The sequence below is a fragment of the Desulfoferula mesophila genome (assembly GCF_037076455.1).
GTDB lineage: Bacteria > Desulfobacterota > Desulfarculia > Desulfarculales > Desulfarculaceae > Desulfoferula > Desulfoferula mesophila.
Map to the genome: position 1 here is coordinate 3,980,255 of NZ_AP028679.1, position 14,097 is coordinate 3,994,351.

Here is a 14,097-nt window from a genome sequence, read left to right on the forward strand (position 1 = left end):
GCCGGAGGGCGCGGCCGGGCTAGAAGGCGTTGCGCAGGGCCTGTTTCACCTGCTTGAGGTCGGGCTTGATCTCCTGGGCCAACAGCAGGGTGCCCTTCTTGTCCAAGACCAGCACCGCGGGGGTGGCGATGAGGTCATAGGCGTCGGCCAGGGGCAGGGAGTCGTTAGGTCCCATGTCCATGAGCCAGGGCTGGGGCAGCCCCTCTTGCTGGGCGTAGGCCTTCACCGCCGGGGTCATGGCCTTACCGTCGGCGTTGACGAACAGCATCACCATGGGGTTGCCTTCAAGCTCCTTGTCCAGGGCCATCAGCCGGGGGATTTCAGTGCGGCAGTGGGGGCAGCTCACCGACCAATAGACGATCACCGCCGCCTTGTCCTTGACCAGATCGGCCAGGCGGTGCTGGTTGCCTTGGGTGTCGGGCAGGGTGACGTTGGCCAGGGGAACCCCCGGACCCACCAGGGCCAGGGCGGGGGCGGCCAGGCACAGGACCATCAAAAGGCTTGCAAGGGCGAGGATTCGCACGGCGTCTCCCAGGCTGAAGATTTATTTCCACTTTAGCAGAGGCGACGCGCCGGGACCAGGGAGGAGTGATGATCCAAATCAGCCAGCACGGGCCGGTTACCCGGTTCAAGATGGGCCGGGAGATCGACGGCCGGGTGATGTACTGGTGCGCCGCCTACCAGGTGGGCGACGTGCTCATCGACAGCGGCTGCGTCCACACCGCACCCGACCTGCTGGGGGCGCTGCGGGGCCGGGGGGTGCGCGCGGTGCTCAACACCCATCACCACGAGGACCACATAGGGGGCAACGCGCTTTTGGCCCGGGAGCTGGGCGTGGAGCTGTGGGCCCCCGCCGCCTCCCTGGAGCGCCTGGCCGCGCCGGAAAAGGAGCTCTACCCCTACCAGATGCTCATGTGGGGCCCGGCCCCGCCCAGCCGCCCCCGGGCCCTGGGGCGCGAGGTGAGGGCAGGGGAGTTTCGCCTGGAGGTGATCCCCGCCCCCGGCCACAGCGACGATTTGGTGGTGTATTACGAGCCCGTCCAGGGCTGGGCCTTTGTCAGCGACCTGTGGGTGGCCGCCCGGCAAAAGACCAGCCGGGACCATGAGAACAGCCGCCGGATATTGACCGCCCAAAAGGCCCTGGCCGAGCGGCAGCCCCGGGTTATGTTCACCGGCCTGGGCGAGGTGGTGGAGCCCGCCGACCCGGCCCTGGCCGAGAGCATCGCCTTTTTGGAGCAGATGGCCGACCAGGTGCTGGGCATGGTCTCCCGGGGCATGGAGCCCCCGGAGATGGTGAAAGTGCTTTTCGGCCGGGAGAGCAGCCTCATGGGCATGACCCAGGACCAACTCTCTTACGAGAACTTCGTGCGCTCGTTCCTCAAGGGTGCTTGAGCCGGGCGGCCCGCCAAGGGTAAAGTAGTAGTTCTACAGGCGCTGCCCGCACGCGCGCCGGGGCCGGGGGCCCCGTTTCCGGGGAGGGGAAAACATGACGTCCGCGCTTAGGAAACTATTTGCCGCCGCCGCTTTGGCGCTGCTGTGCCTGGCCCTAGCCGGGGCCGCCTATGCCGCCACCACCGCCGAGCTCATCGCCCAGGGCGACGCGCTCTACGCCCAGCGGGCCGACCTGGCCAAGGCCAAGCAGGCGGCCGGGCTCTATGAACAGGCCCTCAAGGCCGATCCCAAGAGCGAAGCGGCCGCCTGGAAGCTCTCGCGCACCCAGTATTGGGTGGGCATGCACGCGCCCAAGGAGCAAAAGCTGGCCATATTCCAATCCGGGGTGGACGCGGCCAAGCAGGCCATCGCCATCAACCCCAAGAGCCTGCCCGGCCACTACTGGCTGGGGGTGAACTACGGGGTCTACGGCAGCGCCAAGGGGATCATGGAGAGCCTGTCGTTGGTGGACCCCATCAAGAACGAGATGGCCGCGGTGATCGAGCTGGACCCCAACTACGAGGCCGGCGGGCCCTACCGGGTGCTGGGGCGGCTGTACTATAAGCTTCCGGGCCTGTTCGGCGGGGACAACGAAAAGGCCATAGAGTATTTGCAGACCGCGGTCAAGAAGGGGCCTCACCGCTACATCAACCAGATCTACCTGGCCGAGGTATACTTTGACGAGGACAAGGGTCACGAAGCCAACCAGCTGCTCCAGGCGGTGATCAACGGGCCGGTGGAGCCGGACTACGGGCCCGAGGACGCCGAATGGAAGGCCCAGGCCAAGAAGATGCTGGAACGCAAGTAAGACCATCAACCAGCGGGCCGGTCCAAAGGGGCCGGCCCGCTTTGCTTTGGCGAGGACAACATGCCCCGACGACCGGTGGTGGACATGGCCGCCTGCACCCTGTGCGAGGGTTGCCTGGACCTAGCCCCCCAGGTGTTTCGCCTGAACCAGGCGGGCGGCTACATCGAAGTGACCGAAATGGATACCTACCCGCCGGAGGTGGACGAGGCGATGGCCGATTGCCCGGCCGACGCCATAGCCTGGGAGGAGACCTCATGAAACGCTGGCGCTGCACCGTATGCGGCTATGTGCACGAGGGCAAGCGCCCCCCGGCCAAGTGTCCCCAGTGCGGGGCCGACGAGAACCGTTTTGTGCTGCTGGAGCCCCTGGTCCCGGAGTTGGAGACCCTGGTGCGCGCCGCCTTTGCCGGCGAGGCCAAGGCCGCCGCGCGCAACCAGGCCTTTGCCCGCCAGGCGGCCAAGGAGGGCCTGCCCCAGGTGGCCGCCCTGTTCCAGGCGGTGGCCGAGGCCGAAGCGGTGCACGCCAAGGAGATGCTCAACTATATGGAGGGGGAGGTGGGCGACACCGAGGCCAACCTCCAGGCCGCCTTTGAGCATGAGCTGGCCGCCAAGGCCGAGCACTACCCGCCCATCCTGGCCGCGGCGGTAAAGGCCAAGCGCCCGGACCTGGAATGGGCCCTGGTGCGGGCCCGGGACGTGGAGGCCCGCCACGCCGAGTTGTACAAGCGGGCCCTGTCGGCCCTGGCCGGGGGGCGGGAGGTCACTTATTACGTGTGCGAGGTTTGCGGCTACGTGTTCGAGGACCACACCCCGGAGACCTGCCCGGTGTGCCGCAGCGGCAAGGACAGCTTTAAACGGATAGGGTGAGCCGGTCCGAGCGGTCCCGGCGGCGGCCCCCCAGGGAGAGCCAGGTGCCGGGCAGGACCAGCAGCCACAACGCGGGCAGCATCATTAGGGCGTCGCGCACCGCCGCCTCGTAGCCCGCCGGGTGTCCCGCCTGGCCGGGGAAGCAGCCGCAGTCGAAACCCACCCCGGTGATGCCGGCGTAGATCATCAGGCCGGTGAAAAAGGCCAACAGCCCCGCCGCCCACAGGGCCGCCGCCCGGGTGGCCAGGCCCACCAGCAGACACAGGCCCATCACCAGCTCCAGCCAGGCCAAGAGCACGCTGGCCGAGTTGACCAGCACCAGGGGCAAGAGGTCGTAGCGGGCCATGGCCGCCGCGAAGGAGGCCGGGTCCCACACCTTGTCGTGGGCCGCCCACAAATACAGCCCGGCCAAAAACAGGCGGCAGGCCAGGGAGACGAGTTGGCCCAGGCCCCTCATGGCCGCTTCCTCCGGTAGGTCTTCACGGGCAGGCCCGCCTTTTCACAGTCTTCCAGGCCGCCGGGCAACACGTAGACCTTGGTCAGCCCCCGCTCGGCCAAAAGCTGGGCCACCTGGGCCGCGGGCCAACGGCTGAAGTAGCGGCCATAGACCACCACCGCCGGGGCCTGGCGCAGGGTGGATTCCAACAGGGGCCACAACAGGGCGAACTCCTCGGGATAGAGATTGACCGCCCCGGCGGCGCGGGCCAGCTTGTAGTCGTTAGGGTCGCGGGCGTCCACCAGCATTGCGCCCTCTTTTTGCAGCCCCACCGCCTGGGCCAGGCCCACGGCGCTGTACTGGGGCCGGTCCAGATAGCTGGGCGTCCAGCCGATCCCCTGGGGAGTCAGCAAATTGAAGGCCAGGCCGGCCACTGCCGCGACCAGCAGCATGATCATGCAGGAAAGGAGGATGTGTGACGACTGTCCGCTGTTCAAGGACTCTCTCTTTCGATTTCCGCCCTCCAGTGTAGCCTTACGCCGCCCACGCTGCAACCGCCCGCGTGTTCGGCGGAAAATTTTGCCGTTTGTCAAAACGCTACAATGGTGCTATCGTTTTCGCTTATTAAATCCTGACCTTTCACTTGTTTATCTGGCGGGTTAACCATTAGGAGGAACCGGCATGAAGATGCGGCTGATCATCATCTTGGTTCTTGCCCTGGCCCTTGGTCTGGCCGGAGCTTGCGGCGGAGGGGGCGGCGGAGGGGGCAACACCCTCGGACCGGACGACATCATCATCATGTACGGCAACTCCATTACCCACCGCGGCCCCTGGGCGGGGCTGTTCCCCAACAACACCATCCTCAATTACGGCGTGGATGGCGACACCACCAGCGGCATGCTTTCGCGCCTGAACACGGCCTTGGCCCAAAACCCCAGGGTCATCTGCGTGATGGGCGGCATCAACGACATCATCCGTGGCGTCTCGGTATCCACGGCCTTCAACAACCTGCGCCAGATCCTCATCCGCTCCAAGGCCGCCGGGGTGACCGTTATCATGGAATCCACCCTGCACACCGGCTCGGGGTACCCCAACTCCTTCACCATCAACCAGAAGGTGGTTCAGCTCAACGCCCAGTTGTCCGCCATGACCATCGCCCAGGGCCAAACCTGGCTGGATCTCAACAGTTCCATGGCCAAGGACGGTTACCTCCAGATCCAGTACCTGCTCAGCGACAACCTGCACCTGAACACCGACGGCTATCAGGCTTGGGCCGCCAGGCTCAACGACGCCCTGCCCTAGCCAACGTCCAGACAGAAGACCAACGCCCCGGCCGCGCTCGGCCGGGGCGCTTTTATTTTCAGGTACGCCTGGCAGGTGCTTCACCGGCACAGCCAGGTGGGGCTAGGCAAGGCGCCGGGCCAGCGAGACCCGCAGGCGTATTACCCATACGCCGAGGAGGCGAGCGCCGCCCGCAACGCAGCATAGCGCCGCCTGGCGCAGCCGGCCTAGCGCTTGTACATGGCGTCGATCATGTCTTTGTAGGTCTCGTTGATGAACTTGCGCTTGACCTTCATGGTGGGGGTGACTTCGCCGTCTTCTTCCAGGAGCTTTTTGGGCAGGATGGTGAAGCGCTTGATCTGCTCCACCCTGGCCAGGGTCTTGTTCACGTCCTCGATCTCCCGGCCGATCAGCTCCTTGACCTCCTTGGCCTGGGTCAGGCTGGCGTAGGTGGTGAAAGGTATCTTGCTGTCCTGGGCGAACTTGACCACGTTGTCTTCGTCGATGAAGATCAGGGCGCTGACGAACTTGCGCTGATCGCCGATGACCACCGCGTCGTTGATGTAGGGGCTGAACTTGAGCTTGTTCTCGATGTACTGGGGCGCGATGTTCTTGCCGCCGCTGGTGATGATCAGGTCTTTCTTGCGGTCGGTGATGGTCAAATAGCCCCGCTCGTCCAGCTCGCCCACGTCGCCCGAGTGCAGCCAGCCGTCCTCCAGGGTCTCGGCGGTGGCCTCGGGGTTGCGAAAGTAGCCCAGGAACACGTTCTCGCCCTTGACCAGGATCTCTCCGTCCGGGGCTATCTTGACCTCCACCCCCGGCACCGCCGGGCCCACGTTTTCGGCCTCGATGAGGTCGCCGTGGTGGATAGAGGTGGGGCCGGTGTCCTCGGTCTGGCCGTAGACCTGCCGAAGCGGCAGGCCGATGGCGTGGTAGAACCTGAGCACGTCCGGGCTGATAGGGGCCGCGCCGCTCACCGCCAGGCGCACCCGCTCCAGGCCCAGGCGCTCCTTGAGCTTCTTGAACACCAGCAGATGCACCAGGGCGAAGGCCAGGGCCAGGGCCGTGCCCACCCCCTGCTCGCTCAGGCGGGCCTTGGCCCGCTGGCGCCCGATCTTGAGCGCCATGCCGAAGACCAGGCGCTTGAACCAGGTGGCGTCCTTCATCTTGATGAAGATGGAACTGGAGTATTTCTCCCAGATGCGCGGCACCGCGAAGAACACGGTGGGGCTAACCTCCACCACGTTCTCGGTCACCGTGTCGGTGTTTTCGATGAAGTTGATGGTGTACATGAACCTGAGGTGCATGTAGACCGAGAACATGCGCTCGGCGATGTGGCTCAGCGGCAGGAAGGAAAGCAGCTCGTCCTCGGAGTACACCGGGATGGCCTGGGCCAGGGCCTTGGTGGTCCACAGCACGTTGTTGTGGCTGAGCATGGCCCCCTTGGGCGGGCCGGTGGTGCCGCTGGTGTAGATCAACAGGGCCAAGTCGTCGGGGCCCCGGGTGGCCAGGCGCTCTTCGAACAGGCCGGGGTTGGCCGCGTCGTGCTCCCGGCCCAGGGCCAACAGCTCCTCGAAGTTGATGACCATGGGGTCGCTGAAGTGCCGAAGTCCCTCGGGATCGATGACCACGATCTTGATCAGGTTGGGGCACTCGTCGCGCACCTCCAGGGCCTTGTCCAGCTGCTCCTCGTCCTCGACGATGTAGATCTTGGCCTGGGAATGGCCCAGGATGTAGCCGCACTCCTCGGCCGCGTTGGTGGTGTAGATGCCGGCGGTCACCCCCCCGGCGGCCATGGTGCCCATGTCGGCGTAGAGCCACTCGGGCCGGTTTTCCCCGATCACCGCCACGGTGTCGCCGGGCACCACCCCCAGAGCGGCCAGGCCCATGGCCGCCTGGCGGACCTTTTCGCCATAGGTGTTCCAGGAGATGTCCTGCCACAGGCCAAACTCCTTCACGCGCATGGCGATGCGCTCGCCCAACAGGTCCACCCGCTGGAACAGGAGCTGAGGGATGTTGAGGATACCGGCCTCGTTGCCTGCTTCCATGGTGGCGGCGGGGACGGCCATGGCCCTATCTCTCTTTCGTTTCTAGGCGGGTGACGCTTTGGAATTGCGCGGCTTGCGCCGGCGGCGGCGACGGCGGCGCTTGGAGGCGCCCTTGCCGGGGGCCGCGCTGCCCAGGCTCTCCAGATTCCAACCCAAGAAGGCGGCCAGCTCGCAAGCCGTGGCGTAATAGCCCCTGGCCGTGACTTTCTTGGGCATCGTCTGGCCGGGAGAAGCCAACTTCACGAAACCCATGAGCCCGGATATCTGGCAGGCGCGCTCCAGGATTCTCTTGGCAAAGGCCACCGGTTCGGTCAGGGAGGGCAGGGCGTCGCGCACCCAGAGGGCCCATTGGCCGCGCCCCTGGCGGCCGGGAGGGAAGTCCTGCTCCGCGGCCAGCTCTTCCAAAGCCGGCCAGAACAGCAGGCACAGCACCACGGCCTCTTCCACGTCCTTGCCCTGGGCCAGGGCCCGGTCCACCTGGGCCAGCAATTCCACCGCCCGCGCCCTCTGGGGGCTGTCCGGAGCGCCGTAATAGGGCTCCAGGGTGGACAGCAGGCTGTAGAGCACCCCGGTCTCGTGGGCCAGTTCCACCCAGGCGGCGGCGGCCCCGCCCTTGAGATCGCGCATCAGCTCGTCGCGCACCCGGCTGGTGGGGCACAGACACAATTCGCCGCGGTGGTTCTGCACCGCTTCCAGGGTGTCGGGAGTGAGGCTGAAACCGGTGCGGGCCGCGTGGCGCACCGCCCGGAGCACCCGTACCGGGTCGCGGTGGAAGCGCACGTCGGCGTTGCCCACCGCCCGGATGCGCCCGGCCTTGAGGTCGGCCAGGCCGTCCACGTAGTCCACCACGCTGTAGTCGGCGATGTTATAAAACAGGGCGTTTATGGTCAGGTCCCGGCGCAGAGCGTCTTCGGCCGGAGTGCCGAATTCATTGTTTTCACTGAGCACTTCGTCTTCGTCATCCTCGGAGGGACGGCGGAAGGTGCTTACCTCGATTATCTTGCCCCCCCGGAAAAACACCTGGATCAGCCGGAAACGCTTGCCGATGATGCGGCTGTTTCTAAACAGCTTGCGCACCTCGGAGGGCCGGGCGTCGGTGGCCACGTCAAAGTCCTTGGGCTTGCGCCCCAAGAGCACGTCGCGCACCCCGCCGCCCACCAAATAGGCCAGATAGCCGTGGGAACGCAGGCGATAGAGTACCTTCAAGGCATCGTTGTCGATGTCCTTGCGGCTGATGGTGTGCTCCGCCCGGGGAATGATAGTGGGCTGAAGCGTAGCTTTATCAGAGGCTTGAACGGCGGATGAACTCACTGGCGCTTCCGGCTGGGGGTGCCTCGATCCACAATTTGGGTTATCATCATATAGCACCCTTGCGGTAAAAATAAAGAGGTAATTCGCGATCTTCGCCCTCTGGAAAGGATTTTGCCATTGCCGACCACTTCCGAGTACCTCCAAGGCGCCCGCGCCGCGGCCCAGGCAGGGGCCCGCGTGCTGCGTCAGCGCTGGGGCCAGCATCTTCAGGTGCACGACAAACAGCGCTTCGACTTCGTGACCGACGCTGATTTAGCCAGCGAAAAAGCGGTGTTGGAAACCATCAACCGCCTTTTCCCCGGTCAGGCGGTGCTTTCCGAGGAAACCCCGGCCGACCTGGCCCAGGCCCAGGCCATGCAAGGACCCCTGTGGGTGGTGGACCCTCTGGACGGAACCACCAACTACATCCACGGGTTCCCCCACGTGGCGGTCAGTGTGGCCCTCTTGGAAGGCGGCGTGCCCCTGGCGGGGGTGGTGCTGGACGTGACCAAGGACGAGGAGTTCGCGGCCAGCCGGGGCGGGGGAGCCTGGCTGGGCGAACGCCGCCTGACGGTGGCCGACATGCCCGCTCCGGAAAAGGCCCTGCTGCTCACCGGCTTCCCCTTCCGCCACAAGCAGTGGCTGGACCCTTACATGGAGCTGTTCCGCGACGTGTTCCTGGAGAGCGCCGGGGCCCGGCGGGCCGGTTCGGCTGCGCTGGATCTGGCCTACGTGGCCGCCGGGCGGGGCCAGGGCTTCTGGGAGCTGGGGCTCAAACCCTGGGACATGGCTGCGGGCATCCTGTTGGCGGAGGAGGCCGGGGGGGTGGTCAGCGACTTCCACGGCACAGACCAGGCTCTGTGGCGCGGCGACATCGTGGCCGCCTGCCCCGGCCTGCACGGCTGGCTGCAGGGGCTGTGCGCCCGGCGTTTTCCCGAGTTTTAGCGGGGATGGAAACTAGCCGCTGCCGCCCCAGATGTCTTCCCAACCGGGGGCACAGAGGTCCAACTCTTCGATTTTTTTGTCTTCCTTGGTCTTTTTGTAGATACAAAAATCGCAGGTAAAGTTGGGCCACATGTTGGCGGCGGCAATATCCAGGCAAAACACGTAATGGGGGCACTCGAAGTTGCGATCCCCCACGTGGTTTCGTGGATTTGCGTCATCTGGCAGGTACAAAATAGGCTCACTCCGGAAAGGGAATTTCCACTTTACGGCTAGCTGGGCGAAGCTAGCATGTTTTGGCACTGGAGGCAAGTCTTGCGGGGCGATGGCAGCCAAGTTTTGGCCCACGTGGACATGGACGCCTTTTACGCGTCGGTGGAGCGCCTGGACCGGCCCCAGTTGGCCGGGGCGCCCATCATCGTGGGCGGGGGCAAACGGGGAGTGGTCTCCGCCGCCTCCTACGAGGCCCGCCGCTTCGGGGTGCGCTCGGCCATGCCCATGTTCGAGGCCCGCTCCCGCTGCCCCCAGGGGGTGTTCCTGCCGGTGCGCATGGAGCGCTACCAGCAGGTGAGCCGCCGGGTCATGGAGGTGCTGGCCGGCTTCACGCCCCTGTTGGAGCCGGTGAGCGTGGACGAAGCCTACCTGGACCTGACCGGCACCGAGCGCCTGTGGGGCCCGCCCCCGGCGGCGGGCCGGGCCATAAAGGAGGCCATGCGCCGAACCGTCGGGCTAACCTGCTCGGTGGGCATCGCGCCGGTGCGCTTTTTGGCCAAGATCGCCAGCGACCGGGACAAGCCCGACGGCCTCACCGTGGTGGAGGACCTGGAGACCTTTTTGGCCACCGTGAGCCTCAAGGAGGTGCCGGGGGTGGGGGCCAGGGCCCGGGAGCGCCTGGGCCAGATGGGCCTGGGCCGCCTGGTGGAGCTAAGGGAACTGGGCCCCGAGCGCCTGGAGCGGATCATGGGGGTGTTCGGCCGCCGCCTGTGGGAGCTGTCCTGGGGCCGCGACCCCAGCGGGGTGAGCCCCGAGCGCGAGGTCAAGAGCGTGAGCAACGAGACCACCCTGGAGGCCGACACCGGCGACCGGGAGGAGTTGGAGGCCCGCTTGCTGGGCCTGAGCCAGAAGGTGGCCCGCCGTCTCAGGGCCAAGGGGCTTTGCGGACGCACCGTGACCCTCAAGCTCAAGCACCGCGACCACCGGCTGGTGACCCGCTCCGCCACCCTGGCCCGGCCCACCGACGCCGCCGGGGAAATCTACGCGGCGGCCCGGGAGCTCCTGGCCGCCTACGGCGCGCCCGGCCCCTTCCGCCTGATCGGGGTGGGTCTTAGCCACCTGGGCGCGGCCGGCCAAGGACAGGCCGAGCTGTTCGGCGCCGCCAAGGCGGGGCGCAACCGGGCCCTGGACCGGGCCGAAGACGCCATCGTGGCCCGCTTCGGGGAAAAGGCCATCACCAGGGGCGCTCAAATAGCGCCTCCTCTGGCCGGCCTGGACCAAGACGCCCCCAAGGGGCATAATAAGAAGGAACCCAAATAGCCAATCGCCTGCCCGAGTTCTACCGCTCCGGCGGGAAAAAATTGTTACGCCGCTCCAAGGAGACGCCCGTTTATGCCCAGCTTTGCCCAGACCCATTCGCGAGTAACCAGCTACTACATCCTGCAGGACAAGCAAGACATCCTGCAGCAGTTGGTGCACGCGGCCCGCTGGAAAAAGCCGGTGCTCATCGTGCCCGCCCTGGCCAGCGAGTTCACGGACCCGGAAAACCGCCCGGTGTTCGAGAACATCGTGGCCGAATTGTCCGGGGCCAAATATCTGGCCCACGTGATCTTCGGCCTGGACCAGGCCAGCGAAGACGACGTACGCACCTGCATAGACATCTGCCAAAAGGGCGGGCTCAAGAACTACATCATCCAGTGGAACGACGGACCGGCCATCAGCGGCATTTACGAGATGCTCGAAGACGGCGGCTTCGACCTGTCGCGCCGGGGCAAGGGCCGCAACGTGTTCATGGGCTTCGGGGTGGCCATGGCCCTGGGGGCCACCTGCGTGGGCCTGTTGGACGCGGACATCAAGACCTTCCAGCGCCGCCAACTGGATCGCCTTTTCTACCCGGTGCTGGTGCACAACTACCCCTTCTCCAAGGCCTTCTACGCCCGCTGGAACGGCCAGCGCCTTTTCGGCAGGGTCAAACGCCTGCTCTTGGACCCCCTGCTGTTGGCCCTGAAGCGCAAATTCAGCGAAGGCAGCGAAGAGAAGATGCTCCGGCTGGTGGACTTCCTGTTGAGCTTCGACTACCAGCTCTCCGGCGAGGTGTGCCTGGACATGTGGCTGCTACGCAAGATGCGCTACTCCCTCAACTGGGGCGTGGAGATATTCACCCTCATCGAGGTGTACCGCAAGGCCTCCCACGTGGCCCAGGTGGAGTTCACCCGCAAGAGCTTCGACCACAAGCACCAGCGGGTAAGCACCGACGACCCCAAGAGCGGGCTGCACAAGATGTCCCTGGACATCATCCAGACCCTGCTGCACGCCCTCATCGTGGAGGAGGGCCTGGAGGTTGGCGAGGAGTTCTTCCGCGATCTGGCCCTTACCTACGAATCCATCGCCGAGGAGATCATCAAGAAATACTCGGACAACGCCGAGTTCAACAATCTTTCCTACGACCGCGACGCCGAGGAAAGCATGGTCTACGACGTGCTCTCCCGGGCCATCGTGCAGACCGCCGACCACTTGTCGGCCCCCTCCCACATCGCCGAGAAGATGCTGCGCCTCACCGCCTCTTACGAAGAATTCAAGCCCTTCGTGGACCAGGGGTTGCAGCAGACCATCCTGCTCCTGGAGGAAAGGCTCCGGGAGGAGTCCCTGGAGGTGCGCAACCTGCCTTCCTGGGAGCGCATCATGTGGAAACTGCCCGAGGTCTCCAGCCACATAGTGGATGCCCTGGAAGAGGACAAGCAGCGTTTCAAATAAGAGCCCCGCGCCTTGGCGCGACTATTATCCGCCCCGTCCGGCCTCCGGGCGGGGCGCCCCTCATATGGACCCGAAAGGATTTAACGTGGCCAGCGATTACGACGAACTAACAGTGCAATACGAAGAAGACGGCCAGGTTTTGGTGGAGCAGTTGGACAAGCAGGTGCTCAACAAGGGCCTGTGGACCACGGTGCTGTTCCTCTACCGCGAGCGCGACAAGAAGACCGGCGAGTTCGGGCCGCCCAAGGCCGGATTCCGGCGCTACCAAAAGGTGGGCGGCTACTTCAAGAAGCGCGACGCCATCAACCTGAGCGAAAAGACCACCCCCGAGGTGCTGGCCAAGCTCAAGGAGTGGTTTCAGCTCTAGAGAGCCCTCCCAAGAGTTATAATGACCTGCCCCTGGTTACCTCGCTGCATGGGGGGGAGGAAAATTGCTACTGGAGTTTCCCAACGCTCGGATTGAGCTGAGCCGCCGGGAAGACCTGCGCCACCACGGCCTGATCGAGGCCGCCGGACGGCAGGTCCACGTGCTGGGCCGCCCGGGCTGGCGGGTGGACTACGGCCGCCTGGACTATGACGACGAGCCCGGCTCGGTGGAGAGCGCCCTGGAGGAGGCCCTGGCCGCCTGGCTGGCCGATCCGGCCCGCCTGCCCGACCTGGCCGCCCTTAGCGGCGCCTTCCTGCTGTTGGTCTGCCGCGATGGAGCCCTGGAGCGGGTCGTCACCTCCGACGAGCTGGGCAACACCGTGTACTGGTGGTCCCAAGGGGGCCGCCTGGTCATCAGCGACACCTGGCGAGATTTCGCCCAGGGCCGCGACCTGCTCGCCTGGGAGGCCTACGACCCGGAGCAACTTGCCTGGCTGAGCCGCAAGAAGACCTGCGCGCCGGGGCGCACCTATCTAAGAGGCCTGAACCGTCTGAGCGTGGGCACCCTCTATCAGGTGGAGGGCGCGGCCCTGCGCGCCAGCGCGGCGGTGTGTCCCGATCCGCCCGCCGACGGCCGGGATTTCACCTGGGACGACCTCTACGCCATGGTGGGCCGCCGCCTGGGCTCCGGCCCCTACACCCTGTGCTACTCCACGGGCATAGACAGCCACTACCTGCTCATGCGCTACGCCAAGCGCATCGAGCAGGTGCTGACCATCTACATGGCCGCGCCCTATCAGGACCAGGAGCGCAGCCTGGAGGCCGGCGCCGCCCTGATCAACGCCGTGGCCCAGGGCAAGCCCTACACCCCGGTGGGGGTGGACTACACCGATCCAATGAACCGCGCCTACCTGGAGGACGCGGTGGAGCACGACCCCTTCGCGGCCCACTCCTCCTTTTCCATGTACCAGGCCTTTGCCCAGGCCTCTTGCGGCCAGATCCTCAGCGGACAGAACGCGGACACCATGCAGTTTTTCGCCCTCACCTCGCGCATCGGTCCCCGCGAGTTGGTGATGAAAAGCCCGGTGTCGCCCCAGCCGCCCCTGACCAGGGTGGCCTACCGGCTGGAGGCGGCCCGCTCCTTTGGCGGGCCCCAGCCCGGGGGCATGGTGAACAGCCGCATGCTCTGCGGCCTGGGACAGCGCATGCTGGCCCTCACCGGGCCCCGGGGCTATTGGCCCATCCTGCACTTCAAGCGCATCCACAACATGACCACCGGCAACACCGCCCTGTTCCGCAACGCCTCGCGCTACTGGGGCAAGCCGGTGCTCTTCCCCTACCTGGAGCCCCTGGTCTTCTACGTATCCGCCTATTTCCGCCGCCCCCTGGGCGACGTGCTCAACCCCAAGGGGCACCTCAAGCGGCAATACCACTACCTGCGCCACAGCCAGAGTCCCCTGGCCCCACCCCAGGGCAAGCCTTTCAGCCAGAGCCCTCTGTTCACCTGGGCCGCCGGATGCCTGGAAGGCCTGGCCCCGGAGCTCAAGCGGCGGGTGGACGCCGTGGTGTCCGAGCCCATGGGGCGATCGGTGGTCTATTGTCTGGCCGCCCTGGCCCAACAGAGGCCGCAGGCGGGGCTAACTGGCCGCTAAGACCAGGTTG

Annotated in this window: 16 protein-coding genes; 10 read left to right on the forward strand and 6 right to left on the reverse strand. The window is 65.9% G+C overall.

Annotated features, from left to right (window positions below):
* Positions 1-19: 19 nt before the first annotated feature.
* Positions 20-523: a peroxiredoxin family protein gene (locus AACH32_RS18350; RefSeq protein WP_338602777.1), complete on the reverse strand. Its 504-nt coding sequence runs from the start codon at positions 521-523 to the stop codon at positions 20-22.
* Positions 524-591: 68 nt separating this feature from the next.
* Here AACH32_RS18350 and AACH32_RS18355 point away from each other — a divergent pair, with 68 nt between their 5' ends.
* The 4 genes from AACH32_RS18355 (at position 592) to AACH32_RS18370 (ending at position 3,105) form a co-directional block, all read left to right on the forward strand.
* Complete coding sequence (locus AACH32_RS18355; protein WP_338602779.1) at positions 592-1,392, forward strand: MBL fold metallo-hydrolase; 801 nt, start codon at positions 592-594, stop codon at positions 1,390-1,392.
* Positions 1,393-1,486: 94 nt separating this feature from the next.
* Complete coding sequence (locus tag AACH32_RS18360; protein ID WP_338602781.1) at positions 1,487-2,239, forward strand: TRAP transporter TatT component family protein; 753 nt, start codon at positions 1,487-1,489, stop codon at positions 2,237-2,239.
* A 60-nt stretch (positions 2,240-2,299) separates the two neighbouring features.
* A complete protein-coding gene (locus tag AACH32_RS18365; protein WP_338602783.1) occupies positions 2,300-2,497 on the forward strand; it encodes a ferredoxin in 198 nt (65 codons plus the stop codon).
* The gene (locus AACH32_RS18370; RefSeq protein ID WP_338602786.1) at positions 2,494-3,105 is read left to right on the forward strand and encodes a rubredoxin-like domain-containing protein; all 612 of its coding nucleotides are present in this window, start codon (positions 2,494-2,496) and stop codon (positions 3,103-3,105) included. Before AACH32_RS18365 ends, AACH32_RS18370 begins: the two co-directional genes overlap by 4 nt.
* Here the strand turns inward: AACH32_RS18370 and AACH32_RS18375 are convergent.
* Together AACH32_RS18375 and AACH32_RS18380 are read right to left on the reverse strand one after the other, a co-directional pair.
* Entirely contained in the window at positions 3,089-3,562 is a 474-nt protein-coding gene (locus AACH32_RS18375) for a MauE/DoxX family redox-associated membrane protein (protein ID WP_338602789.1), read from the reverse strand. The genes AACH32_RS18370 and AACH32_RS18375 overlap by 17 nt on opposite strands.
* Positions 3,559-4,038, reverse strand: coding sequence for a rhodanese-like domain-containing protein (locus AACH32_RS18380; RefSeq protein ID WP_338602793.1), 480 nt, complete (start codon positions 4,036-4,038; stop codon positions 3,559-3,561). The genes AACH32_RS18375 and AACH32_RS18380 overlap by 4 nt, the downstream gene beginning before the upstream one ends.
* Before the next feature lie 184 nt (positions 4,039-4,222).
* Here AACH32_RS18380 and AACH32_RS18385 point away from each other — a divergent pair, with 184 nt between their 5' ends.
* Positions 4,223-4,843: a GDSL-type esterase/lipase family protein gene (locus AACH32_RS18385; protein ID WP_338602795.1), complete on the forward strand. Its 621-nt coding sequence runs from the start codon at positions 4,223-4,225 to the stop codon at positions 4,841-4,843.
* Positions 4,844-5,049: 206 nt separating this feature from the next.
* Here AACH32_RS18385 and AACH32_RS18390 read toward each other — a convergent pair whose 3' ends face one another.
* The gene (locus tag AACH32_RS18390) at positions 5,050-6,891 is read right to left on the reverse strand and encodes an AMP-dependent synthetase/ligase (RefSeq protein WP_338602798.1); all 1,842 of its coding nucleotides are present in this window, start codon (positions 6,889-6,891) and stop codon (positions 5,050-5,052) included.
* A 21-nt stretch (positions 6,892-6,912) separates the two neighbouring features.
* Positions 6,913-8,181 (reverse strand): hypothetical protein, encoded by a 1,269-nt coding sequence (locus AACH32_RS18395; RefSeq protein ID WP_338602801.1) that lies wholly within the window; start codon positions 8,179-8,181, stop codon positions 6,913-6,915.
* 117 nt (positions 8,182-8,298) lie between these two features.
* Here AACH32_RS18395 and AACH32_RS18400 point away from each other — a divergent pair, with 117 nt between their 5' ends.
* Positions 8,299-9,105 carry an inositol monophosphatase family protein gene (locus tag AACH32_RS18400; protein WP_338602804.1) on the forward strand — a complete coding sequence of 269 codons (807 nt, stop codon included), beginning with the start codon at positions 8,299-8,301 and terminating at the stop codon, positions 9,103-9,105.
* Between the two features lie 12 nt (positions 9,106-9,117).
* On the opposite strand, the gene AACH32_RS18405 is transcribed toward AACH32_RS18400, so the two are convergent.
* Positions 9,118-9,300, reverse strand: a complete 183-nt coding sequence (locus AACH32_RS18405; RefSeq protein ID WP_338602807.1) for a hypothetical protein — start codon at positions 9,298-9,300, stop codon at positions 9,118-9,120.
* A 117-nt stretch (positions 9,301-9,417) separates the two neighbouring features.
* On the opposite strand from AACH32_RS18405, the gene AACH32_RS18410 reads away from it, so the two are divergent.
* The 4 genes from AACH32_RS18410 to AACH32_RS18425 all read left to right on the forward strand — a co-directional run bounded on the left by AACH32_RS18410 (position 9,418) and on the right by AACH32_RS18425 (position 14,087).
* Complete coding sequence (locus AACH32_RS18410) at positions 9,418-10,635, forward strand: DNA polymerase IV (protein WP_338602810.1); 1,218 nt, start codon at positions 9,418-9,420, stop codon at positions 10,633-10,635.
* A 72-nt stretch (positions 10,636-10,707) separates the two neighbouring features.
* Positions 10,708-12,069 carry a hypothetical protein gene (locus AACH32_RS18415; protein WP_338602813.1) on the forward strand — a complete coding sequence of 454 codons (1,362 nt, stop codon included), beginning with the start codon at positions 10,708-10,710 and terminating at the stop codon, positions 12,067-12,069.
* A gap of 85 nt (positions 12,070-12,154) precedes the next feature.
* Entirely contained in the window at positions 12,155-12,436 is a 282-nt protein-coding gene (locus tag AACH32_RS18420) for a hypothetical protein (protein WP_338602815.1), read from the forward strand.
* Between the two features lie 64 nt (positions 12,437-12,500).
* Positions 12,501-14,087, forward strand: coding sequence for a hypothetical protein (locus AACH32_RS18425; RefSeq protein WP_338602818.1), 1,587 nt, complete (start codon positions 12,501-12,503; stop codon positions 14,085-14,087).
* Positions 14,088-14,097 lie beyond the last annotated feature (10 nt).